Below are 22,038 nucleotides of genomic sequence, written 5' to 3' on the forward strand. Positions count from 1 at the left end.
ATGCAGTGGATATGATCCAACAAACAAAAAGGGCGCGAAACCGGAGTTTCGCGCCCCCACCGGAGACACCACAAAGGAGCGTCAGCCTCTGCGGCAGTCCACCGATCGATTGGCGCCGCGGGAGGGACGGGCACCAAATCAACCCCCGGTGGCGCCATCTTCTGACGACCGGGGCTTGCTGCATTAACGACGCTCACCGACAAGGGTTCCCGCCTTTGTCATCTATGATCGAAAGGCTAGCTCGATCGGACAATGTCAGCGCAACGCAAGCATTGTCATGGCCACTGAACCGATGCTGTGGGGTTAGTTTGCTCAAAAAAGCCCCACGCCTTTGCAGGCGCAGGGCCGAGGTAGTCGGTGCAAACGACCTCTGCCGAAGATGAATCTCTTCGGTGCCACCACTTTAGCGCAATGCGTCAGACTGGTCACCACCCGCCGGGGTTTCGTGGCCAGGATATACCTCTTTGGGCTGACTGCCTAAACATTAAGCAGAGATAAACATGTCTGCTCACAGAACCGGCAGGCACCCCTGGTCTTGTATGCAATGAAAGACGTCCCACCGGCCTGTGGTCCGAGCATATTCAAGTTGAATCAACACTTTAAGTGACTTCAACAGACGCTGGCACGTCCTTTGCAATCATCTGGGCGGTGCAAACACACATCTGTCGGAGGAAAACATGACAGTAGTAAACCGCATGATTGCGGGTCTGGGGCTTGGCGTGGCTATGACTATGGGCGCAATTGCCGTTCCGGCATTCGCTCAGGACGAGACCATCAAGGTCGGCGTCCTCCACTCGCTGTCGGGCACGATGGCTATCTCCGAAACCACGCTCAAGGACACCATGCTGTTCCTGATCGAGGAGCAGAACAAGAAGGGCGGCCTCCTGGGCAAGCAGCTTGAGGCTGTTGTGGTCGACCCTGCCTCCGACTGGCCGCTGTTTGCCGAAAAGGCGCGCGAGCTGATCGAAGTCAACGGCGTCGCCGCCGTGTTCGGCTGCTGGACGTCCTCCTCACGCAAATCGGTTCTGCCGGTGTTCGAGGAACTCAACTCGATCCTGTTCTACCCCGTGCAGTATGAGGGCGAAGAATCCCAGCGCAACGTGTTCTACACCGGCGCCGCTCCCAATCAGCAGGCCATCCCGGCCGTTGACTACCTGATGAACGAAGAAGGCGTCGAGCGTTGGGTCCTGGCCGGCACCGACTATGTCTATCCGCAGACCACCAACAAGATCCTTGAGCAGTACCTCATCGACAAGGGTGTTGCCGCGGAAGACATCATGATCAACTACACGCCCTTCGGTCATTCCGATTGGCAGACCATCGTCTCCGACATCAAGACCTTCGGCTCGACCGGCAAGAAGACAGCCGTCGTCTCGACCATCAACGGCGACGCCAACGTGCCGTTCTACAAAGAACTCGCCAACCAGGGCATTGTGGCCGAAGACATCCCGGTCGTGGCCTTCTCGGTCGGTGAAGAAGAGCTCGCTGGCTTCGACACTACTCCTCTGGTCGGTCACCTCGCGGCCTGGAACTATTTCCAGTCAGTCGAAAGCCCGGAAAACGAAGCCTTCATCGCGTCCTGGCAGACCTTCATGAACGATGCCGAGAAGGTCACCAACGACCCGATGGAAGCCACCGTCATCGGCTTCAACCTCTGGGTTCAGGCCGTTGAGAAGGCCGGCACCACCGACACCGACGCCGTTCTCGAAGCCATCATCGGCCTCGAAACCCCGAACCTGACCGGTGGCATCGCCAAGGTTCTGCCGAACCACCACATCACCAAGCCCGTGCTGATCGGCGAAATCCAGGCCGACGGCCAGTTCGACGTCGTGTGGGAAACCGAAGCAGAAGTCCCCGGCGATGCCTGGACCGACTTCCTGCCGGAATCGAAGATGCTGGAAGCGGATTGGACGGCTCCAATCAACTGCGGCAACTACAACACTGAAACCAAGACCTGCGGCGGCACAGCGATGTAATCGCCCTGCCCTCCGAATTGGACGAAGGCGCTCGCGCCTTCGTCCGACGACCCGACCAAACGCCGAGGCCAATGATGAACGCAATTCAGTTCCTCCAGCGCATTGCGCTCTTCCTTGTCCTTCTCCTTGGTATCGCCGTACCGGCCCACGCCCAGATCGCCGACGCCGACCTGTCGCCTCTGGTCGATGCCCTGGCTCCCGGCAACTACAGGGATCGCGAAGCCGCCATTGGCGTCCTCGTCGCCACCGGCGATCAACGCGTCGTCCCCATCCTCGAAACCCTGCTCGAAGGCGAACTCTATTTTGATGAGCCCAGCGGAAAGGTGGTCTTCACCTCCGAACCTTCAGGCAAAGGCACGCTGACGGACCCGGTAACGGCGACCGAACTCACCTTGACCGACGAGAATCTCGAGAAGGTCCGCGTCAACAACGGCCTGCGTCGCACCATCCGGACCGCCATCGGCCAGATGACCCTGCTGAGCGAGGATAGCGGCGTCCGCCTCTTCGCCGCCCAATCCATCCTGCGCGACGCCGACCCGGCCCAACTGGAACTGCTCGATAGCGCGATAGCGGCCGAAACCGACGCCAACATCCGGCGCATTATGGAGCAGGCGCGCGCTGCGATCATCGTCAAGACTCCTGAGGCATCCATCGAGGAATGGCGTGCCGCCATACCGGTCGCCCAGGCCATCGGCGGACGCGACGCGCTTAACATGCTGACCACAGCGCTCAACACGGCCCCCGAAGAGGTGAAGCCGCTCATCCAGTCCGCCATCGATGGTCTCGCCCGCGATCGCGCCGTCTGGGACGTAGCGCAGAACGTCTGGTTCGGTGTCTCTCTCGGCTCGGTGCTGCTGCTCGCGGCTATCGGCCTCGCCATCACCTTCGGCGTGATGGGGGTCATCAACATGGCCCACGGCGAAATGGTGATGCTGGGTGCCTACACCACCTTCGTGGTGCAGGAGATTATCCGCCAGAATGCACCGGAACTGTTCGACTGGTCGCTGGCCATCGCCCTGCCTCTGGCCTTCCTCTTCACGGGCCTCGTTGGCGTCATCATCGAGCGCGGCATCATCCGCTTCCTCTATGGCCGTCCCCTCGAAACCTTGCTCGCCACCTGGGGTCTATCGCTGATCATCCAGCAGGGCATCCAGCGCATCTTCACCGCCAATATCCGCGAGGTCGGCAACCCCACCTGGATGTCCGGCTCCTTCGATCTGGGCGGTCTTGCCATCACCTGGAACCGCTTCTACATCGTCATCTTTGCGGTGATGGTGTTCCTGGCGCTGTTGATGGTGCTGAAATACACCGCCATTGGCCTGCATATGCGCGCCGTTACGCAGAACCGCCGAATGGCCTCCGCCATGGGCATCCGCACGCCCCTGGTCGATGCCATGACCTTCGGCCTAGGTTCCGGCATTGCAGGCCTTGCCGGCGTGGCGCTGAGCCAGATCGGCAACGTCTCGCCCAACCTGGGTCAGGGCTACATCATTGATAGCTTCATGGTCGTGGTCTTCGGCGGCGTGGGCAATCTCTGGGGCACCTTTGTCGGCGCCCTGACCCTCGGCATCGCCAACAAGTTCATCGAGCCCTATGCCGGAGCGGTGCTGGGCAAGATCATCATCCTGGTCCTCATCATCCTGTTCATCCAGCGCCGTCCCCGCGGCCTCTTTGCGCTCAAGGGACGCTCGATCGAAGCATGATTACGCAAGCTCTGTTCCGCGCCCTCGACAAGAAGGCTATCTGGATCGTCGCGATCCTGCTGATCGTTGCCATCGCCGTGCCGATGTCCAACCTGATGCTGCCGGACGGCCACCCGCTGCGTTTGCCGAACTACGCCGTGCCCCTGTTTGGCAAATACCTGACCTACGCCATGCTGGCCTTGGCGCTCGATCTGGTGTGGGGCTATTGCGGCATTCTCTCGCTCGGCCATGGCGCCTTCTTCGCCATCGGCGGCTATGCCATGGGCATGTATCTCATGCGCCAGATCGGCACCCGCGGCGTCTATGCCAACCCGATCCTGCCCGATTTCATGGTCTTCCTGAACTGGAAGGAACTGCCCTGGTACTGGCTCGGCATGGACAACTTCTGGGTGGCCATGGTTGCGGTGGTCGTCGTCCCCGGCCTGCTCGCCTTCGTCTTCGGCTTCCTCGCCTTCCGCAGTCGCGTCACCGGCGTTTACTTGTCGATCATCACCCAGGCCATGACCTACGCCCTGCTGCTCGCCTTCTTCCGCAACGACATGGGCTTTGGTGGCAACAATGGCCTGACCGATTTCAAGGACATCCTGGGCCAGTCCATCTCCGCCCCCGGCACCCGCGCCGCCCTCTTTGCGGCCTCGGCCATAGCCCTGGCGCTCGCCGTTCTAGCCTGCTCGATGATCGTCAATTCCAAGCTGGGCAAGGTCATGATCGCCGTCCGCGATGCCGAAAGCCGCACCCGCTTTATCGGCTACCGCGTCGAATATGTGAAACTCTTCGCCTTCGTCGTTTCCGCCATCATCGCCGGCATCGCTGGCGCGCTCTACGTGCCGCAGGTTGGCATCATCAACCCCTCCGAATTCGATCCGGCCAATTCTATCGAAGTGGTCATCTGGACTGCCGTTGGCGGCCGCGGCACCATCATCGGACCGATCATCGGGGGCATCCTCGTCAATGTGGGCAAGTCCTACTTCACTGGTGCTTTCCCCGAATACTGGCTCTTCGCCCTCGGCGCACTCTTCGTCGTGACCACGCTGTTCCTGCCCAAGGGCATTGTCGGTCTCATCGGCCAGTACCGTGCCGCGACCACCAAGCGCGAACAGCATGATCGCGGCGAGCCTACGCCCAAGCAGGTCGAAGCCGGCGTCGATCCCCAACCCAAGCCGGCGGAGTAGAGGCCATGAGCGAAGCCAAGGATAAGCTCGGCACCATGCTTTACCTCGACGGCGTCTCGGTCGCCTTCGACGGCTTCAAGGCCATCAACAACCTCTCCATCATCGTGCATCCGGCCGAAATGCTCGCCATCATCGGCCCCAACGGCGCCGGCAAGACCACCATGATGGATATCATCACCGGCAAGACCCGCCCCAATGATGGCCAAGTTCTGTTCGATGGCCGCACCGATCTCACCAAGCTCGACGAAGCCGCCATTGCCAATCTGGGTATCGGCCGCAAATTCCAGAAGCCCACGGTGTTCGAGTCCCACACCGTCTGGGACAATATCGAGATGGCGCTGAAGAAGCCGCGCGGCGTCTTCGCCGCCCTGTTTTATGTCGCTGACGATGCCGACATCGCCCGTATCACCGAAATCCTCGAAACCGTCCGCCTTATCGCCCGCAAGGACGACTATGCCGCCAATCTCAGCCACGGCCAGAAGCAGTGGCTCGAAATCGGCATGCTGCTGGCCCAGGACCCGAAGCTCTTGCTGGTCGACGAACCCGTCGCCGGCATGACCGATGCCGAAACCGTCGAAACCGCCAAGCTGCTCAAGGACATTGCCAAGACGCGGTCGGTGGTCGTCGTCGAACACGATATGAGCTTTGTCCGCGAACTGGGCGCCCGAGTCACCTGCCTCGCAGAAGGCTCAGTCCTCGCCGAAGGTAGCCTCGATCAGGTCAGCGCCAACCCGGTCGTCATCGAAAGGTATCTGGGACGATGAGCACCGCCCTCTCCATCAACGCCATCGACCTGCACTACGGCGCAGCCCAGGCGCTCAAATCGGTATCCATCGAATGCAAGCCCGGCCGCATCACCGCCGTGCTCGGCCGCAACGGCGTCGGTAAGTCCTCAACCCTCCGCGCAATCACCGGCGTCAACAACATCACCGCTGGCGACATCAAGTTTGGCGAGGAACTGCTGAAGAAGTCCCCGCCCTACAAGCGCGCCCGCATGGGCATCGGCTACGTGCCGCAGGGCCGCGAGATTTTCCCGCTGCTCACGGTCAAGGAAAACCTCGAAACCGGCTATGCCGGCTTGCCGCGCGCCGACAAGAACATTCCGCCCTACATCTTCGAGCTATTCCCCGTGCTGAAGTCCATGCTGGGCCGGCGTGGCGGTGACCTCTCGGGGGGCCAGCAGCAGCAGCTCGCCATCGGGCGCGCGCTGGTCACCCGACCCAAGGTCCTGGTGCTCGATGAGCCTACCGAGGGAATCCAGCCGTCCATCATCAAGGATATCGGGCGCGCTCTACAGTTCCTGCGCGACGAGAAGGGTATGACCATCCTGCTGGTCGAACAGTTCCTCGACTTCTGCCGCGAAATCGCCGACGACATCTACGTGATGGACCGTGGCGAAATCCAGCATGCTGGTCCCGCCAGCGATCTCGACCTGCCCGAAGTCCGCCGCCACCTCATGGTATAAACGAAAACGCCCGGCACGAGGCCGGGCGTCAGGATCAGATCGGAATGAACCGATTGTTACATGGCAGGAGCCGGGATACCGGCTTCCGTGCACTGCTCAAGCGTGACGGTGTCGAGATCGATCGTGGTTGTGGCTTCCTCGACTTCGTTCACGGCGGGTGCATCGACGATGGTCGCATCAGCGCCGCCAGCGGTAGAGTCTTCCGAGCTATCCGACGATTCGGTCAGGCTCTCGGTTTCAGCAGCTGTCACCAGCTGCTCGCAGCGCTCGGTCACGGCCGGCAGATCGGCCTCGGAAAGCTCGGCACCATTGAACATGGTCTGGGCAAATGCGGGGCCGCTCAGGGCGAGAGCGGCAGAAAGGGCGATGGCGGAAACAATGGATTTAACGTGCATTTTCTTGGCCTTCTGAAAAATCTCTATGAAAGAGCGTTTGCTCGAATAGGAAACGCCGCACTTTGAAATTCGTTGCTACACATCTCCGGTCCGACGATATTCCCGCGACGGTAATGCAACGCGCTCGCGGGCAGGGTGGCGTCACAACCAAACAGCGCGACGGCACTACCCATCTCGACACGCTCTATCAGGACGGCTGCGCCAAAATCCGTCTGCCCCATACACATAGCAGCGCGCTTGAGGCGGTCTTGATCAACACCGCGGGCGGCCTGACCGGCGACGACCACATGCAATGGCGCGCTGAAATCGCCCGGCATGGCCGCGCCGTCCTCACCACACAAGCGTGTGAACGCATCTACCGCTCCATCGGCGGCCCAGCGCGCGTCGAAACCCGTCTCGCGGTTGGCGCCCACGCCCACCTCGATTGGCTGCCGCAGGAAACCATTCTTTTCGCCGCAAGCCAGCTCGATCGCCGTATCGACATCGACCTGGCCGAAGGCGCCAGCCTCACCGCCATTGAGGCCGTCCTGCTCGGCCGCGACGCCATGGGCGAGGAGGCGCTCGACGCACGCTTGCGCGACAACTGGCGCGTCCGCCGCAACGGCCACCTGTTGCATGCCGAAGCCACCAGGCTCGATGGTACTGCCTCCGAGCGTTCGGGACTGTCTCTCCTGGCCGGCAAGCGCGCCTTCGCCACCATCCTGCATGTTGCGCCCGATGCTGACGCCTGCGCCACCCGCCTTGCCCAGGTCCGGGCCCTGCTGCCGGCCGATGGCCGCATTGCCGCCAGCGCCAACGGCGAACGCCTCATTGTCCGCGCATTGGCGCAGACGGGGCTTGCGCTGCGCCGCCTGATCGTTCCAATTCTTGCCGAGCTTTCCGGCGCCGGCGCCCTGCCACGCCTCTGGCATCTATAGGACCTGCCATGAACCTGACCCCGCGTGAAAAAGACAAACTGCTGATAGCGATGGCTGCCATCGTGGCCCGCAAGCGCCTCGAGCGCGGCGTCAAGCTCAACCACCCCGAGGCCATCGCCCTCATCACCGACTTCGTCGTCGAAGGCGCCCGCGATGGTCGCCCGGTCGCCGAGCTGATGGAGGCCGGTGCCCACGTGATCACGCGCGCCCAGGTCATGGAAGGCATTGCCGAAATGATCCACGACGTCCAGGTCGAAGCAACCTTCCCCGACGGCACCAAGCTGGTGACCGTCCACCAGCCCATCCGCTGAGGAGCCGCACCATGATCCCAGGCGAAATCATCCCCAAAACCGGTGAGATCGAACTCAACGCCGGCGCCCCCCAGATCACCATCGAAGTCGCCAATACCGGCGACCGTCCGATCCAGGTCGGCTCGCATTACCACTTCTTTGAAACCAATGCCGGCCTGCGCTTCGACCGCGAGGCAACGCGCGGCATGCGCCTCGATATCGCCGCCGGAACCGCTGTGCGCTTCGAACCTGGCCAGACCCGCGAGGTCCGCCTGATCCCGTTTGGCGGCGACCGCGTCGTCCACGGTTTCCGCCAGCAGATCATGGGCAAGCTGTGATTTCGGCTGTAAAGGAGGCGCCACATTATCCAGCCTCCGGAAACGCCATGACCAAAGAAACCGAATTCAAGCAGCGCCTTGTCGCCGTTCTCGCCGACCTCGACAGCAATGGTCGCGACGACGGCGAAGCAATGTTCCTGCTCGGCTCAGGCGCGGCCCGCATTTGTGACATGGCGGGCAAGCCCACTTGGTCGACCATGAAGCAGGCCATTTCGATGACCGACTTCAACCGCCTGCTCGAACAATGCCGCATCGAAGGCAACAAGTTCGTGGCCGAAGGCCAGCACAAGGCTGCCTACGCCATTCAGGCTCTGGCCCTGTCGCTCGTCGCCCGCACGCAGGCCGATCCCGACATTCGCCCAGGCGAGCAATTGCTCGATACGCTCATCGACGCCGCCCTCGCAAATTTCCGTAAGCACTCAACCCCATCCAAGCTCAACTAGCCGGAGCCATCCATGCCCGCTCGTATCTCCCGCGCCACCTATGCCGACATGTATGGTCCCACCACGGGCGATAAGGTGCGCCTGGCCGATACTGAGCTGTTCATCGAGGTCGAGCGGGATTTCACCACCTATGGCGAGGAGGTGAAGTTCGGCGGCGGCAAGGTCATCCGCGACGGCATGGGGCAGTCCCAGCGCACCCGCGCCGAAGGCGCCGTCGACACTGTCATCACCAATGCGCTGATCGTCGATCACACCGGCATCTACAAGGCCGATGTGGGTCTCAAGGACGGTCGTATCGCCGCGATCGGCAAGGCCGGCAATCCTGACACTCAACCCGGCGTCGACATCATCATCGGCCCCTCCAGCGAGGTCATCGCTGGCGAGGGCCGTATCCTGACCGCAGGCGCCTTCGACGCCCACATCCATTTCATCTGCCCCCAGCAGATCGAGGAGGCGCTGATGTCAGGCGTCACCACCATGCTCGGCGGTGGCTCCGGCCCCGCCCACGGCACGCTGGCCACCACCTGCACCGGCGCCTGGCACATCCAGCGCATGATCGAGAGCTTCGACGGCTTCCCGATGAACCTGGCGCTAGCCGGCAAGGGCAATGCCTCGCTCCCGGCCCCGCTCGCCGAAATGATCCTGGCCGGCGCCTCCTGCCTCAAGCTGCACGAGGATTGGGGTACCACCCCGGCCACTATCGACAATTGCCTATCAGTCGCCGACGACTATGACGTGCAGGTGATGATCCACACCGACACGCTCAACGAAAGTGGCTTCGTCGAAGACACCATTGCCGCCTTCAAGGGGCGCACCATCCACGCCTTCCACACCGAAGGCGCCGGTGGTGGGCACGCCCCCGACATCCTGCGCGTCGCGGGCCTGCCCAACGTCATCCCTTCTTCGACCAACCCGACGCGGCCCTACACGGTCAACACCATCGCCGAGCATCTCGACATGCTGATGGTCTGCCACCATCTGTCCTCCTCGATCCCTGAGGACGTCGCCTTTGCCGAAAGCCGCATCCGCAAGGAAACCATCGCTGCCGAGGATATCCTCCACGACATGGGCGCCCTCTCCATCATCTCGTCCGACAGCCAGGCCATGGGCCGCGTCGGCGAAGTGCTGATCCGCTGCTGGCAGACAGCAGACAAGATGAAGAAGCAGCGCGGCAAGCTGACAGAAGAATCCGGCGACAACGACAATTTCCGCGTCAAACGCTACATCGCCAAATACACCATCAACCCCGCCATCGCCCACGGAATGAGTGCGCATATCGGCTCCATCGAAGTCGGCAAGCGCGCCGACCTCGTCCTCTGGAACCCGGCCTTCTTCGGCGTGAAGCCCGAAATGGTGCTGCTCGGCGGCTCCATCGCTGCCGCCCCTATGGGCGACCCCAACGCCTCCATCCCCACCCCGCAGCCGATGCACTACCGGCCCATGTTCGCCAGCTTCGGCAAGCTGCGCACCTCCTCATCGGTCACCTTCGTCTCCCAGGCGGCCTATGACGATGGCCTGCGCAACAAACTCGGCGTTGAAAAGGGTATGCTGCCCGTCAGCAATACCCGCAGCGGCATCGGGAAGGCCTCAATGATCCACAATTGGGCGACCCCTAATATCGAGGTCGATCCCGAAACCTACGAGGTCCGCGCCAATGGCGAATTGCTCACGTGCGAGCCCGCCACCGTCCTCCCCATGGCCCAACGCTACTTCCTGTTCTAGCGCCCTACCGCGGTACAGCACACACTATCTGCTGCGCCCCATCTGATCGCCCTTGTTGGCCAGCACCATAAGCGCCAATACTGGGTCGCGGCGTGTCAGCCGCGATCTTAGGGGCCGTCATCATGCTTTATGTGTTTGCGCTTCTCATCGGCGTCATCGCGGGTCTGCGGGCCATGACGCCACTCGCCGCCATCAGTTGGGCCGCCTATCTCGGATGGATCGATTATACGGGCACCCAGGTGGCATTCCTGGGCCACATCATCACCGTCGTAATCCTGACCATCATCGCCATTGCCGAGCTGGTCAGCGACCAGTTGCCCAATACGCCCAGCCGCAAGGTGCCTGTGCAGTTCGGTACACGTATTGTCATGGGGGCGCTCGCTGGCGCCCTGCTCCCCGGAAGCTGGATCATCGGGTCAATCCTGGGCGCTATCGGCGCCGTGGTCGGCACCTATTTCGGTGCCGACATCCGCGGCCGCCTGGCCAAGAGCTTTGGCCGCGACTTGCCTGCAGCGCTGATCGAAGACGTGGTGGCCGTGGCCGGCGCCCTTCTCATCGTCTATCTGGTGTGATGCCGTTACATGATCTGATCCAAATTCTGCCGCTTGAGCGAGCCACCATCGCCCAAACCAAGGGAGTTGACGCCATGCCATCCAAGCGCCTTGCCGCCGCCCTCCTCATCACCATGCTCGCCACTGGTACCGCCCACGCCGTCGATGCCACGCTTCAGCTCGATCTGACCGGCCAGGGCCGCGACTTCGAACGCCGCAGCGTGCTCTACGATTGCTCCGAAGGTGAACCCTTCGACGTCGTCTACATCAACGCCGCGCCCAATTTCCTGGCGCTGGTGCCGATCGTCGACGAGCCGGAACGCCTGGTGTTCGCCTCGGTCGTCTCGGCATCCGGCGTGCGCTACGTCGCCGGCCATTGGGTCTGGTGGACGCAGGGCATCGATGCCAGCCTCTACGATGTCACCCTGGGCGACGATGCCGATCCCGTGCTCACCTGCTCGGAATTCATCCAGACGCCCTAGCACCGATTGGTCCTAAGGCTCTTCAACAGCGCTGCCCGACCGGCTATGGTGCGCCCAAGGTTGGGAAGCCTTTGACCGCCGGGTCCGTCCAGGAACCACTTCATGCTGCGTGCCGTCTCGCACCTGCCCGCCAATCACGGCCAGGGCAAACCCGTCGACTCCATCACCCTCGCCCATGACGAGCGCCGCCTGCGCCGCAAGCTGCTGCGCGCCAAGGGCGGTCTGGAGGTCATGGTCGATTTTCCGCAGACCATAACGCTCGATCACCACGGCGCCCTGCTGCTCGACGATAACAGGCTGATCGAGATTGTCGCAGCCAGCGAGGACTTGTTCGAAATTCGCGGCAAGAACCCGGCACACCTCGTCCGCCTCGCCTGGCACATCGGCAACCGCCACACCTCGGCCCAGCTCGAAGACAAGCGCATCCTGATCAAGCGCGACCACGTGCTCAAGACCATGCTCGAAGGCCTCGGCGCCCGTGTGACCAACGTCACCGAGCCGTTCTTTGCCGAACACGGCGCCTATCACAGCCATGGCGAGCCCGGGCACGCGCTGCTCGCCCGATGAGTACCAACTCCGACCTGCAAAAACTGCTGACCTGGCTCTCGCCGGCTTTTCCGGTCGGCACCTTCGCCTGGTCCGCCGGTCTCGAAGCCGCCATCGTCGCTCGCACGGTGCATGATCGCGCCACGACCCAACAATGGGTCGAGGGCAACCTGTCCCATGGCAGCATGCGCACCGACGCCATCCTGCTGTCGCACGCCCACCGCGCCGCGACCGATCCGGCCCAGCTCCAGGACCTCGCTGACCTCTGCCTCGCCCTCACCTCGGCCCGCGAACGCCACGACGAAACCACCATCACCGGCACGGCCTTTGCCACTGCCGCCAAAGCCTGGCCAACGCCCGTCCTCGCCAACCTGCCGCAGCCCTGCCCCTACCCCATCGCCGTCGGCGCCATCGCCGCAGGCCACGGCATCGCGTTGGAAGCCACCCTGCTCGGCTACCTCACGGCTACGGTCCACAGTCAGGTCTCGGTCGCCGTTCGCCTCATCCCCATCGGGCAGTCCGATGGCCTCGCCATCCTGGCCGCCCTGGAGCCGGCCATAGCGTCCATGGCAACGCTGTGCCAGCATGCCGCACTGGACGATATTGGCGCGGTGGCCTACGCGGCGGATATTGCGCAGATGACGCACGAAACCCTGACCACGAGAATCTTCCGCTCATGAGCATGCTCATCGCCGCCTTCATGTTCATTGGCCTGCTGACCGTTTCCACCGCGCATTTCCTCTGGTCCATCGGCCGCACCTGGCCCATCCGCGAAGAGAAGCTGCTAGCCCAGACCGTCGTCGGCTTCCGCGATATCCAGCACATGCCCCCGCGCTGGGCCTCATTCGCCGTCTCCATCGCCACCCTCGCCGCCGGCGTCATCGCCCTCTCGCTCGCCGACCATACCAGCGGCGGCCTGCCGCTGACCCTGCTGGGCCTGCCCTTTGCCGCAGTGTTCCTTGCTCGCGGCATTATCGGCTACACGCCCTGGTGGGCCGAAAAGACCCCTGAGCCGAACTTCCGGCTCAACGACATCAGGGTCTATTCCCCGCTCTGCCTGTTCCTGGGCGCCGGCTTTCTCGCGCTCGTCATCATGAGGCTGATATGAAATCTCCCAACGGCCCCCTCCGCATCGGCATCGGCGGCCCCGTCGGCTCCGGCAAGACCACGCTCTGCGAAATGCTGCTCAAGACCATGCGTGACCGCTATTCCATGGCCGTGGTCACCAACGACATCTACACCCGCGAGGACGCGCTGATCCTCGCCCGGGTGCAGGCCATTTCCGAAGATCGCATCGTCGGCGTCGAGACCGGCGGGTGCCCGCACACGGCCATCCGCGAGGACGCCTCGCTGAACCTCGCTGCCATCGACGACCTCAACCGCAAATTCCCCGACCTCGACATCATCCTGATCGAGAGCGGCGGCGACAATCTCGCAGCCACCTTCTCCCCCGACCTGGCCGACATCACCCTCTACGTGATCTCCGTCGCCCAGGGCGAAAAGATCCCACGCAAGGGCGGCCCCGCCATCTCCCGCTCCGACCTCCTCATCATCACCCATACCGACCTCGCCCCCTATGTCGGAGCCAGCCTCGAGGTGATGGAGAGCGACACGCAGAAGGTCCGCGACGGTCGCCCCTACGTCTTCACCGACCTGCTGCGCCGCGAAAGCCTCGACCAGATCATCGCCTTCATCGAAAAGGCCGGTGGGTTGGTCGAAGTGCAGGCTGCGGAATAAAGCAAACGCCGGACCCTTTCGGATCCGGCGTATTGGCCCAGCTCGGGACAGGCTGGGCGCCAGGGCGCGGGCTGGCAAGGCCCGGTTCAGTGCGCCCTAGTAGAGGAAGATCTCCGGATTTCCGTTCGGGTCAGCCACCGCGACGACCCTGTTGATGTCGATATGGTTGGCGGAGAACCATCCGCTGAGCGCCGAATCCGCTCGGATGGCATCACGGAACTTGCCCAGCTGCGTGGCCTTGGCCGTCTCCGCGCTAGCGATCTTGGCCTGGTCGGCCGCCGGGTAGAGCACTTTGGTGTCGAACGTCTTGACGCCGGTCGCCTTGTCGAGGAACGCCAGGTCACCCTGGGTCCACACGCCAATCATGTCGACCAGGTTGGCCACCGGCACGATTTCGGACTTGATGCCGACAGTCAGTTTGGCGGTATCCGCATTGGTGGCCGCAAAGGCAGCCGTGCTGGGGATGGCGAGAATGGCAGCGAGCAGCACTGCCGCCGATACGTTGCGCATCGGTTTCATTTGGTAGCTCCAACGATTACGAGATTAGGCCGCAGGGTTCTGCGAGCGGTCATCGGCGTGACATCGCGTCGACGGGTGCTATATCGCTCTCTGCTCGCGGCGGATTTTGGAGCGATTTTGGGAATTGTCGGGGCATGATTTCGGCTTTGCCGTGGATTGTGGAAAGCTTCAAAACATGTCCGAAGCGTAACCTTGGAAAGGTAGCGGCGTGAGCGGGAATCCTCAGACTTGGCTGCGTCTGCGCAAGCACCTCGTCGCACCTCTTGCCTTGCCCATCTGGCCCGAAGGTGTCGCTCCCGCCAGCTTTGACGCCGTCGATCCTCGTCGCCTGCATCGGCTGGTCGACACCGCCTTCCCCGGACTGGTGGCTCCCTTCGACGATTGGCACGGCAACCTGATCCACGATTCCGAGTTCGATCCCGCGCTTTGCGTCCCGGCCCTGACACCTGACGGTCAGGTCGCCGGTTTCGTCCAGTGCTGGACCTCCAACTTCATCAAGGATCTGGCCGTTGCACCAAGCCATCGCGGTCGAGGCATCGGCGCGGCCCTGATGCGGCACGCGTTCACGCTTTTCGCCGAGCGCGGCGCATCCCAAGTCGACCTCAAGGTCCAGATCGAGGAAGCATCCGCCCGCCGGCTCTATGCGCGACTGGGCATGGTCGAAGTCTAGTCCACCATCACCACATGGCTGACCAGCCGGTCATCGACAAAGTGGTGCAGCAACAGCCCCGGCGGATCGGAAATCTCGGGGTCCTTTCCATCGAGCCGAAGCCTGTTCGCCCGCGTTACTGACGGACACATGGTCGCCGGCCGCCCGGCAAAGCGCGTGAACATCGGCCGGTGCACATGCCCACAGGTCAAGGCCACCACAGGATCATGCGCCTCGTCGATCACCCGCGTCAGCGCCTCGCCGCCCCGGCACATATTGGCGTCCTTGCCGTCGATACCGCATCGAAACGGGTGCTGGTGCTGAAAGATCAGGGCCGGCGGCCCGCCAGTATTGAGTTCGGTCGCAAGCCAACCCAGCACAGGCTCGACATCGCCATGATGTCCGCCCGCCACCGTCACATCGAGTCCAACCACCCGCAGGCGATCGCCGACCCGTCCGCTGCAATTGAGCGCCCTCTGGTCTCCCGGCCAGTTGAACCGGTCCCCGAATTCCCGTCGCATGTCGTCATGCTCATCGACATTGCCGGGCACGAAGTAGAACGGCGATCCGGTCGCCTCCAGCCGCTCATGAACAGCCTGGTAGCTGCTGCGGTGGTCGTACTCTGCCAGATCGCCACTGACGATGATCGCCTCTGGCCGCATCGGCCTCAGCCAGCGCAACACGCGATCCAGGCGGTCGAGCCGATCGCTCGACCCGTCCGCATGGATATCGCTGAGCTGCGCTACGATCATGCGCCGCCCGTTGCCCGCACCAGCGCCACCACCGAGCGCGGCGTCAACGTCGCGGTAGCCTCGGAAAGGACCACCGTCGCCATGTTGTCTGAAAGCACGCCAACCGCCCAGTCCCCTTCGGGCAGCCGCGCCACGACCGGCTCGACGCGCCGATTGAACCAGACAAGTATCTCATCGTCCTTGTGACGCAGATGCATGCCGAGCACCGACCCGCTGGAATCGTTCCAGTCGGCCTCATTCATCTCCCGACCATCCGGATGCAGCCAGACAACGTCGCGAATGCCGGCCTTGTCCTGCCCCGTCAGAAAATGATCATGCGTCAGCGTCTGATGCGCCTTGCGGAACTTGGTCAGCGCCGCGACGAAATCGACCAGATCGCCATCGGCATGTTCCCAATCAAGCCAGGTAATCTCATTGTCCTGCGCATAGGCATTGTTGTTGCCTCGCTGGGTGCGGAACATCTCGTCACCCTGCTGCAGCAAAGGCACGCCACGCGACAGGAACAACGTCGCCAGCAGCGCCCGCACGTCGCGCTTGCGCGCCGCGATGATGCCCTCGTCGTCGGTCTCGCCTTCCACGCCGCAGTTCCACGAGGCATTGTGGCTATGACCATCGCGATTGTTCTCGCCATTGGCCTCGTTGTGCTTGTCCTGGTAGCTGACGAGATCGCGCAACGTGAACCCGTCATGCACCGCCAGCATGTTGACGCCATGGCTGGGCTTACGCCCGGCGAAGTTGAAGATCTCGGCCGAACCAGCAACCTTACCCGCCAACGCACCAATCCTGCCAGGTTCGCCCCGCCAGAATTCGCGGATATCGTCGCGGAACGTGTCGTTGTGCTCTCTAAATTCCTTGCCGAACTGCCCCAGCGCGTAGCCGCCCGGACCTGGATCCCACGGTTCTGCAACCAGAATGCACTGCTTCAATACCGGGTCGGCTTTGATCTTCTTGAGCATTTCCGCATTGGGATTGAACCCCGGATCGCGCCCCAGAACAGTAGCTAGATCGAAGCGGAACCCGGAAACGCCCATCTCCTCGACCCAGTAGCGCAGCGAGTCGATCACCAGTCTCTGCGTCGCCGGATGGTCGCAGCGCAGCGTATTGCCGGTGCCGGTATCGTTGACCAGGTGCTGCTTTCCATCCACCTCGACGAAGCGGTAATAGGTCTTGGCGTCGAGCCCCATCAGGCTCAGCATCGGCCCGTTCGCATCGCTCTCGCCGGTATGGTTGTAGACCACGTCGAGGATCACCGAGATGCCGTTCTTGCGGTAAAGATCGGTCATGTTGCGCAGCTCTTGCGGGCCGCGCGGCGCCAGCCTCGGGTCGATCGCCGAATAGGCCACCGGGTTGTAGCCCCACGCATTGGTCAGCCCGAGCACCGGCAGATGCCCCTCGTCGATCCAGGCCGCAGTCGGCATCAGCTGCAGCGTATCGACACCGATAAACTTGAGATGGTCGATAACCCGCTGCGTTGTCAGCCCCGCAATAGTGCCGCGCAAGGGCCCCTGCACGCTGGGGTGGCGCATCGTGAAGCCGCGCACATTCATCTCGTAGAACATGCCCGGCGCCTTCTTGCGCGGCAGGATGTTTTCGTTGCCCATGTCGCCGACGATTGCCTTGGGGATCAGCGGCGCAGTATCCACCGCCTCTTTACGATCCAGCCGCAGGCGCGGCGAACGCACGAACACCCGGTCCAGACGCTTGGCATAGGGATCGACCAGCAGCTTCATCGGATCGAAGAAATAACCCTGGTCCGGATCATAGGGACCATCCGCCCGCAACCCGTAGCGCGTACCGGCGGTCAGACCTGCAACAAGCCCGGCCCATACATGGTCCTTATGCACATCCAGCTCGAACCGATCGGTCTCCTGATCCTGTTCGTCATAGATCGACACCCAGATATTGGTGGCACTTTCCGAATAGACGGCAAAGTTGACGCCAATCTCGGTCAGCATGGCGCCGAGATGGGTGATACTGCCCCCATTGGGGACCAGTGCAGGTTTCATTGGTCGTCCGATACTAGGTGATGACGCTGGGCTCTTGCCGCCCGGTGCGCTGCTTGATCCCGGTGAGCTGGTCGACCAGTCCGATGAGGGGTTCAAGGGCGATTTGGGTGTCAAGATCATGTCGTCCATCGGCTGCCTCATATCGTTCGAGATAGAGGCGCAACGTGGCGCCGACCGTGCCGGTTCCGCTCAGACGCACAACGATACGCGAGCCATCGGTAAAACCGATCCTGACGCCCTGCTTGGCGCTGGTCGAACCATCCACCGGGTCGTGATAGGTGAAGTCGTCGGCAAACGCGACCTGCAGGTCTTCGCCGAAATTCTTGCCCGGCAGGCCTGGCAACTGCGCCCGCAGGTCATCCACCAGCTTGCCGGCGATGGCTGCGTCGACTTCCTCATAGTCATGGCGGGTATAGTAATTCCGGCCATAGGTCGCCCAGTGCTCGCGCACGATCTGGTCGACGCTCTGCTTGCGCACAGCCAGGATATTGAGCCACAGCAGGACGGCCCATAGCCCATCCTTCTCGCGCACATGGTTCGAGCCCGTGCCCGCACTTTCCTCGCCACAGATAGTCACACGGCCCGCATCGAGCAAATTGCCGAAGAACTTCCAACCCGTCGGCGTTTCGTGCATCTCGATGCCGAGCTTTTCGGCAACCCGGTCCGCCGCCGCACTGGTCGGCATTGACCGCGCAATACCGGCAATGCCCGTCGCATAGCCGGGCGCCAGCGTCGCATTGGCCGCCAGCACCGCCAGCGAATCCGACGGCGTCACGAACCGGTACTTGCCGATGATCAGGTTGCGATCGCCATCGCCATCCGAGGCCGCGCCAAAATCAGGTCCGGCAGCAGTCATCAGCAGGTCATGCATGTCCTTGCAATAAACCAGGTTCGGATCAGGGTGCCCGTCATTGAACGACGGCGACGGCGTGCCATTGATCACCGTGCCTTTGGGCGCACCGAGAATGTCTTCCAGTATCTTGTGGGCGTAGGGCCCGGTCACCGCCGACATCGCGTCGAATGTCATGCGGAAGCCAGTCGCAAACAGCGCCCGGATTGCGGTGAAGTCGAACAGCGTTTCCATCAGCGCGGCATAGTCGGCCACCGGGTCGATCACCTCGACGACCATGTCACCCGAACGCTGCGTGCCGATATGACCCAGTGCCACATCCGGCGCGTCGATCGTCTTGTAGCTGTCGATCCCCTTGGTGCGCTCGAACACCGCATCGGTGATCTTCTCGGGCGCCGGTCCACCATTGCCAATATTGTACTTGATGCCGAAATCGCCTTCCGGCCCGCCCGGATTGTGGCTCGCTGACAGCACCAGCCCACCAAACGCCTTGTAGTGGCGGATCACGTGGCTGGCAGCCGGTGTCGACAGGATGCCGTTCTGCCCGACCATCACCTTGCCGAAGCCGTTGGCCGCGGCGATGCGGATGGCTTTCTGGATGGCGACGTCATTGTAGAAGCGTCCGTCGCCGCCGATCACCAGCGTCTTGCCCGCAAAGCCTTCAAGGCTGTCGAAGATCGCCTGGATGTAGTTTTCGACGTAGTTCGGCTGCTGGTAAACCGTCACCCGCTTGCGAAGGCCCGAGGTGCCCGGCTTCTGGTCGCTATAGGGCGTGGTCTTAATTGTCTGGATCGTCATTGGTCTTGAGCCCGGTTATGGAGGCATAGAGATCGGCATAGCGCGCGGCGCTGGTGTCCCAGGACACGTCCGACTTCATGCCGCGCCGTTGGATTTTCTTCCAGATTTTGTCGTCGCTGTAGAGGCGCACCGTCTTGCGCAGAGCCTCGTAGAGCGTGTGGGCCGAGCCGGCATCGAACACCACGCCTGTCGCCACTTCGGCCATGATGGCCGCCGGATTGGCATCGATCACCGTATCAGCCAAGCCGCCAATGCGGCTCACCACCGGAACGCAGCCATAGCGCAGCCCGTAAAGCTGGGTCAGGCCGCAGGGCTCGAAGCGGGACGGGATGATGATCGCGTCGCACCCAGCCTGCATCACATGGCTCAGCGCTTCGTTGTAGCCGTTGGCGATCGAAACCTTGCCCGGATGACGCGCGGTCATGTGCCGGAAGCCGTCCTCGAGATAGGCTTCGCCCGATCCGAGCACGGCGAGCCGCCCGCCCAGATCGACCAGCCCGTCCACCGTCTGCAGCAGCAGGTCCATGCCCTTCTGGTCGGTCAGCCTGCTGATCACGCAGAACAGCGGACCATCGGTGCCATCAAGCCCGAACTTCTCCACCACAGCCTGCTTATTGACCTGCCGCGCCTGGATCGTATTGGCTGAATAGGTCTGAACCAGCGCCGTGTCGGTTGCCGGGTTCCAGGCATCGGTGTCGATACCATTGAGAATGCCCACCACCGTATCGGCACGGCCGTTGAGCAGGCCCTCCAGCCCCATGCCGAATTCCGGCGTACGGATTTCGTCGGCATAGTTGGGGCTGACGGTGGTGACATAGTCGGCGCATTCCATACCCGACTTCAGATATGAAATGCCGCCATAGAACTCCACGCCACCCACGCCAAAGGCATGCGGCGGCAGTCGCAGTTGCCCGAAAATCTCGGGACCGAAGAAACCCTTGAAGGCGATGTTGTGGATCGTCATCACCGTCTTCACGCTATCGACGGGTCCATATTTGACATAGGCCGGCGCCAGCCCTGCCTGCCAGTCGTGGCAATGGATCACGTGCGGGCGATACCCCTCCACCATGCCCATGCCGAGCTCTGCCGCCACCCAACCGAGCGCTGCAAAGCGCTTCCAGTTGTCAGGCCAGTCCCAACCATCCGGGCTGACATAGGGGTTGCCGGGCCGGTCGTAGAGGGCCGCGGCTTCGATGACGATCACGTCGAGCCCTTCGACCCGCCCGGCGATCAACTTGGCCGGCACGCCGAACAGGTCGTCCAGCTCCTGCACCACCCGACCGCCGCTGAGCTTGCTCATGACAGACGGGTAGCCGGGCACCAGCGTGCGCATGGTCACGCCATGGCTCGCCAGCGCACCCGGCAGGGCGCCCGCCACATCGGCGAGCCCCCCGGTCTTGATCAGCGGATAAACCTCGGATGCGACCGAGAGAACTTCGATCATCGTCCCGCCAGATATTTGTTGATCATCGCCTGGGTGATCAGCGTCACCCCTTCGTCGCTGCGGCGGAACCACTTGGCGTCGAATTCCGGATCGTCGCCAACCACCAGCCCTTCGGGAATGTTGACGCCACGGTCGATCACCACCTTCTTGAGCCGGGCATTGCGCCCGATATCGCAATAGGGCAGCACCACCGCCTCGTGCAGTTCGGAATAGGAATGCACCCTCGACCCCGTCGACAGCAGCGTCTTGGTCAGATGTCCGCCCGAGATAATGCAGTCGCCCGAGACCAGCGAATTGACCGCCGAACCGCGCCGCCCGTCAAAATCATGCACGAACTTGGCCGGCGGGGTGATTTCCGCATAGGTCCAGATCGGCCAGTCGCGGTCATAGAGATCGAGCTGCGGCTTGATGTCGGTGAGGTCGATCGAGGCCTTCCAATACGCATCGATCGTGCCGACGTCACGCCAGTAGCTGACCTCTTCATTGCTCGACCGCACGCAGGACCGCGGGAAGCGATGCGCCCAGGCCGTGCCGTTCTTGACGATATAGGGAATGATGTCCTTGCCGAAGTCCCGGCTCGAACCTTCGGTCGCCGCATCGCGGCGCAGCTGCTCCATCAGGAAACGCGTCTCGAACACATAAATGCCCATCGAGGCCAGGGCCGTGTCCGGCTTGTCCGGAATGCCCGGCGGGTCCTTGGGCTTCTCGACGAAATCGATCACGCGGTCGCGGCCATCGACGGCCATCACGCCAAAGCCCGTCGCTTCCATGCGCGGCACTTCGAGACACCCGATGGTCACGTCAGCGCCCGTATCCACGTGCTGCCGCAGCATGATTTCGTAGTCCATCTTGTAGATATGGTCGCCCGCCAGGATGACGATGTAGCGCGCGCCCGAATCCTCGATGATGTCCATGTTCTGGTACACGGCGTCGGCCGTGCCAGCATACCACATGTCCTCGCGCACCCGCTGGGAAGCGGGCAGCACGTCGAAGCTTTCGTTACGCTCCGGGCGCAGGAAATTCCAGCCGCGGCCAAGGTGGCGGATGAGGCTGTGCGCCTGATACTGCGTCGCCACCGAGATGCGGCGAATGCCCGAATTGATGGCGTTCGATAGCGCGAAATCGATGATGCGCGACTTGCCGCCGAAATACACCGCCGGCTTGGCGCGCCGGTCGGTCAATTCCATCAGTCGCGTGCCGCGTCCCCCGGCCAGCACATAGGCCATGGCCTCGCGGGCCAGCGGCGATGGTACTCTGTAGTCTGCCATTCTTCTAACCCTCCA

24 protein-coding genes are annotated in these 22,038 nt (G+C 62.6%); 17 read left to right on the top strand and 7 right to left on the bottom strand.

Annotated features, from left to right (window positions below):
* Window positions 1-695: 695 nt before the first annotated feature.
* The 5 genes from urtA (at window position 696) to urtE (ending at window position 6,316) form a co-directional block, all read left to right on the top strand.
* Entirely contained in the window at window positions 696-1,976 is a 1,281-nt protein-coding gene (gene urtA, locus IM737_RS06315) for an urea ABC transporter substrate-binding protein (RefSeq protein WP_236899873.1), read from the top strand.
* Between the two features lie 71 nt (window positions 1,977-2,047).
* A complete protein-coding gene (gene urtB, locus IM737_RS06320) occupies window positions 2,048-3,679 on the top strand; it encodes an urea ABC transporter permease subunit UrtB (RefSeq protein WP_442874174.1) in 1,632 nt (543 codons plus the stop codon).
* Window positions 3,676-4,851 carry an urea ABC transporter permease subunit UrtC gene (gene urtC / locus IM737_RS06325; protein WP_236899072.1) on the top strand — a complete coding sequence of 392 codons (1,176 nt, stop codon included), beginning with the start codon at window positions 3,676-3,678 and terminating at the stop codon, window positions 4,849-4,851. The genes urtB and urtC overlap by 4 nt, the downstream gene beginning before the upstream one ends.
* Before the next feature lie 5 nt (window positions 4,852-4,856).
* Entirely contained in the window at window positions 4,857-5,615 is a 759-nt protein-coding gene (gene urtD, locus IM737_RS06330) for an urea ABC transporter ATP-binding protein UrtD (RefSeq protein ID WP_236899073.1), read from the top strand.
* Complete coding sequence (gene urtE, locus IM737_RS06335; protein WP_236899074.1) at window positions 5,612-6,316, top strand: urea ABC transporter ATP-binding subunit UrtE; 705 nt, start codon at window positions 5,612-5,614, stop codon at window positions 6,314-6,316. The genes urtD and urtE overlap by 4 nt, the downstream gene beginning before the upstream one ends.
* A gap of 56 nt (window positions 6,317-6,372) precedes the next feature.
* Here urtE and IM737_RS06340 read toward each other — a convergent pair whose 3' ends face one another.
* Window positions 6,373-6,711 carry a hypothetical protein gene (locus IM737_RS06340; RefSeq protein WP_236899075.1) on the bottom strand — a complete coding sequence of 113 codons (339 nt, stop codon included), beginning with the start codon at window positions 6,709-6,711 and terminating at the stop codon, window positions 6,373-6,375.
* A gap of 113 nt (window positions 6,712-6,824) precedes the next feature.
* On the opposite strand from IM737_RS06340, the gene IM737_RS06345 reads away from it, so the two are divergent.
* The 11 genes from IM737_RS06345 (at window position 6,825) to ureG (ending at window position 13,737) form a co-directional block, all read left to right on the top strand.
* Window positions 6,825-7,628 (top strand): urease accessory protein UreD, encoded by an 804-nt coding sequence (locus tag IM737_RS06345; RefSeq protein WP_236899076.1) that lies wholly within the window; start codon window positions 6,825-6,827, stop codon window positions 7,626-7,628.
* An 8-nt stretch (window positions 7,629-7,636) separates the two neighbouring features.
* On the top strand, window positions 7,637-7,939 hold the full coding sequence (locus tag IM737_RS06350) for an urease subunit gamma (protein ID WP_236899077.1): 303 nt from the start codon (window positions 7,637-7,639) through the stop codon (window positions 7,937-7,939).
* An 11-nt stretch (window positions 7,940-7,950) separates the two neighbouring features.
* Window positions 7,951-8,256 (top strand): urease subunit beta, encoded by a 306-nt coding sequence (locus tag IM737_RS06355; protein WP_236899078.1) that lies wholly within the window; start codon window positions 7,951-7,953, stop codon window positions 8,254-8,256.
* Window positions 8,257-8,303: 47 nt separating this feature from the next.
* A complete protein-coding gene (locus IM737_RS06360) occupies window positions 8,304-8,699 on the top strand; it encodes a hypothetical protein (protein WP_236899079.1) in 396 nt (131 codons plus the stop codon).
* A gap of 12 nt (window positions 8,700-8,711) precedes the next feature.
* Complete coding sequence (ureC, locus tag IM737_RS06365; RefSeq protein WP_236899080.1) at window positions 8,712-10,421, top strand: urease subunit alpha; 1,710 nt, start codon at window positions 8,712-8,714, stop codon at window positions 10,419-10,421.
* Window positions 10,422-10,543: 122 nt separating this feature from the next.
* Window positions 10,544-10,993, top strand: coding sequence for a DUF4126 family protein (locus IM737_RS06370; RefSeq protein ID WP_236899081.1), 450 nt, complete (start codon window positions 10,544-10,546; stop codon window positions 10,991-10,993).
* A 74-nt stretch (window positions 10,994-11,067) separates the two neighbouring features.
* Window positions 11,068-11,454, top strand: coding sequence for an MliC family protein (locus IM737_RS06375; protein WP_236899082.1), 387 nt, complete (start codon window positions 11,068-11,070; stop codon window positions 11,452-11,454).
* Window positions 11,455-11,556: 102 nt separating this feature from the next.
* Entirely contained in the window at window positions 11,557-12,021 is a 465-nt protein-coding gene (locus IM737_RS06380; RefSeq protein ID WP_236899083.1) for an urease accessory protein UreE, read from the top strand.
* Entirely contained in the window at window positions 12,018-12,680 is a 663-nt protein-coding gene (locus IM737_RS06385) for an urease accessory protein UreF (RefSeq protein ID WP_236899084.1), read from the top strand. The genes IM737_RS06380 and IM737_RS06385 overlap by 4 nt, the downstream gene beginning before the upstream one ends.
* Window positions 12,677-13,108, top strand: coding sequence for a DUF3995 domain-containing protein (locus tag IM737_RS06390; RefSeq protein ID WP_236899085.1), 432 nt, complete (start codon window positions 12,677-12,679; stop codon window positions 13,106-13,108). The genes IM737_RS06385 and IM737_RS06390 overlap by 4 nt, the downstream gene beginning before the upstream one ends.
* Window positions 13,105-13,737 (top strand): urease accessory protein UreG, encoded by a 633-nt coding sequence (gene ureG, locus IM737_RS06395; protein ID WP_236899086.1) that lies wholly within the window; start codon window positions 13,105-13,107, stop codon window positions 13,735-13,737. The genes IM737_RS06390 and ureG overlap by 4 nt, the downstream gene beginning before the upstream one ends.
* Window positions 13,738-13,833: 96 nt before the next feature.
* Here the strand turns inward: ureG and IM737_RS06400 are convergent, their stop codons facing one another.
* Window positions 13,834-14,256 carry a hypothetical protein gene (locus tag IM737_RS06400; protein WP_236899087.1) on the bottom strand — a complete coding sequence of 141 codons (423 nt, stop codon included), beginning with the start codon at window positions 14,254-14,256 and terminating at the stop codon, window positions 13,834-13,836.
* 208 nt (window positions 14,257-14,464) lie between these two features.
* Between IM737_RS06400 and IM737_RS06405 the strand changes: the two genes are divergently transcribed.
* Window positions 14,465-14,926 (top strand): GNAT family N-acetyltransferase, encoded by a 462-nt coding sequence (locus IM737_RS06405; RefSeq protein WP_236899088.1) that lies wholly within the window; start codon window positions 14,465-14,467, stop codon window positions 14,924-14,926.
* On the opposite strand, the gene IM737_RS06410 is transcribed toward IM737_RS06405, so the two are convergent.
* Genes IM737_RS06410 through glgC form a run of 5 tightly spaced genes read right to left on the bottom strand, consistent with a single transcriptional unit; the run spans window position 14,923 to window position 22,023 of the window.
* Window positions 14,923-15,657: a metallophosphoesterase gene (locus IM737_RS06410; protein ID WP_236899089.1), complete on the bottom strand. Its 735-nt coding sequence runs from the start codon at window positions 15,655-15,657 to the stop codon at window positions 14,923-14,925. The two genes, IM737_RS06405 and IM737_RS06410, sit on opposite strands and share 4 nt — an antisense overlap.
* Window positions 15,654-17,663 (bottom strand): glycogen debranching protein GlgX, encoded by a 2,010-nt coding sequence (gene glgX, locus IM737_RS06415; RefSeq protein WP_236899090.1) that lies wholly within the window; start codon window positions 17,661-17,663, stop codon window positions 15,654-15,656. The genes IM737_RS06410 and glgX overlap by 4 nt, the downstream gene beginning before the upstream one ends.
* A gap of 13 nt (window positions 17,664-17,676) precedes the next feature.
* Window positions 17,677-19,311 (bottom strand): alpha-D-glucose phosphate-specific phosphoglucomutase, encoded by a 1,635-nt coding sequence (locus tag IM737_RS06420; RefSeq protein WP_236899091.1) that lies wholly within the window; start codon window positions 19,309-19,311, stop codon window positions 17,677-17,679.
* Window positions 19,292-20,752, bottom strand: coding sequence for a glycogen synthase GlgA (glgA, locus tag IM737_RS06425; RefSeq protein ID WP_236899874.1), 1,461 nt, complete (start codon window positions 20,750-20,752; stop codon window positions 19,292-19,294). The genes IM737_RS06420 and glgA overlap by 20 nt, the downstream gene beginning before the upstream one ends.
* Window positions 20,752-22,023: a glucose-1-phosphate adenylyltransferase gene (gene glgC / locus IM737_RS06430; protein ID WP_236899092.1), complete on the bottom strand. Its 1,272-nt coding sequence runs from the start codon at window positions 22,021-22,023 to the stop codon at window positions 20,752-20,754. The genes glgA and glgC overlap by 1 nt, the downstream gene beginning before the upstream one ends.
* Between the last annotated feature and the right edge of the window lie 15 nt (window positions 22,024-22,038).

It is taken from the genome of Devosia sp. SL43 (assembly GCF_021729885.1).
Classification (GTDB): Bacteria; Pseudomonadota; Alphaproteobacteria; order Rhizobiales; family Devosiaceae; genus Devosia.

What these genes read in the sequence shown, in the direction of transcription:
- urtA (WP_236899873.1), top strand. Translation starts at nt 696, where the DNA reads ATGATTGCGGGTCTGGGGCTTGGCGTGGCTATGACTATGGGCGCAATT.
- urtB (WP_442874174.1), top strand. Translation starts at nt 2,048, where the DNA reads ATGATGAACGCAATTCAGTTCCTCCAGCGCATTGCGCTCTTCCTTGTC.
- urtC (WP_236899072.1), top strand. Translation starts at nt 3,676, where the DNA reads ATGATTACGCAAGCTCTGTTCCGCGCCCTCGACAAGAAGGCTATCTGG.
- urtD (WP_236899073.1), top strand. Translation starts at nt 4,857, where the DNA reads ATGAGCGAAGCCAAGGATAAGCTCGGCACCATGCTTTACCTCGACGGC.
- urtE (WP_236899074.1), top strand. Translation starts at nt 5,612, where the DNA reads ATGAGCACCGCCCTCTCCATCAACGCCATCGACCTGCACTACGGCGCA.
- IM737_RS06340 (WP_236899075.1), bottom strand. Translation starts at nt 6,711, where the DNA reads ATGCACGTTAAATCCATTGTTTCCGCCATCGCCCTTTCTGCCGCTCTC.
- IM737_RS06345 (WP_236899076.1), top strand. Translation starts at nt 6,825, where the DNA reads ATGCAACGCGCTCGCGGGCAGGGTGGCGTCACAACCAAACAGCGCGAC.
- IM737_RS06350 (WP_236899077.1), top strand. Translation starts at nt 7,637, where the DNA reads ATGAACCTGACCCCGCGTGAAAAAGACAAACTGCTGATAGCGATGGCT.
- IM737_RS06355 (WP_236899078.1), top strand. Translation starts at nt 7,951, where the DNA reads ATGATCCCAGGCGAAATCATCCCCAAAACCGGTGAGATCGAACTCAAC.
- IM737_RS06360 (WP_236899079.1), top strand. Translation starts at nt 8,304, where the DNA reads ATGACCAAAGAAACCGAATTCAAGCAGCGCCTTGTCGCCGTTCTCGCC.
- ureC (WP_236899080.1), top strand. Translation starts at nt 8,712, where the DNA reads ATGCCCGCTCGTATCTCCCGCGCCACCTATGCCGACATGTATGGTCCC.
- IM737_RS06370 (WP_236899081.1), top strand. Translation starts at nt 10,544, where the DNA reads ATGCTTTATGTGTTTGCGCTTCTCATCGGCGTCATCGCGGGTCTGCGG.
- IM737_RS06375 (WP_236899082.1), top strand. Translation starts at nt 11,068, where the DNA reads ATGCCATCCAAGCGCCTTGCCGCCGCCCTCCTCATCACCATGCTCGCC.
- IM737_RS06380 (WP_236899083.1), top strand. Translation starts at nt 11,557, where the DNA reads ATGCTGCGTGCCGTCTCGCACCTGCCCGCCAATCACGGCCAGGGCAAA.
- IM737_RS06385 (WP_236899084.1), top strand. Translation starts at nt 12,018, where the DNA reads ATGAGTACCAACTCCGACCTGCAAAAACTGCTGACCTGGCTCTCGCCG.
- IM737_RS06390 (WP_236899085.1), top strand. Translation starts at nt 12,677, where the DNA reads ATGAGCATGCTCATCGCCGCCTTCATGTTCATTGGCCTGCTGACCGTT.
- ureG (WP_236899086.1), top strand. Translation starts at nt 13,105, where the DNA reads ATGAAATCTCCCAACGGCCCCCTCCGCATCGGCATCGGCGGCCCCGTC.
- IM737_RS06400 (WP_236899087.1), bottom strand. Translation starts at nt 14,256, where the DNA reads ATGAAACCGATGCGCAACGTATCGGCGGCAGTGCTGCTCGCTGCCATT.
- IM737_RS06410 (WP_236899089.1), bottom strand. Translation starts at nt 15,657, where the DNA reads ATGATCGTAGCGCAGCTCAGCGATATCCATGCGGACGGGTCGAGCGAT.
- glgX (WP_236899090.1), bottom strand. Translation starts at nt 17,663, where the DNA reads ATGAAACCTGCACTGGTCCCCAATGGGGGCAGTATCACCCATCTCGGC.
- IM737_RS06420 (WP_236899091.1), bottom strand. Translation starts at nt 19,311, where the DNA reads ATGACGATCCAGACAATTAAGACCACGCCCTATAGCGACCAGAAGCCG.
- glgC (WP_236899092.1), bottom strand. Translation starts at nt 22,023, where the DNA reads ATGGCAGACTACAGAGTACCATCGCCGCTGGCCCGCGAGGCCATGGCC.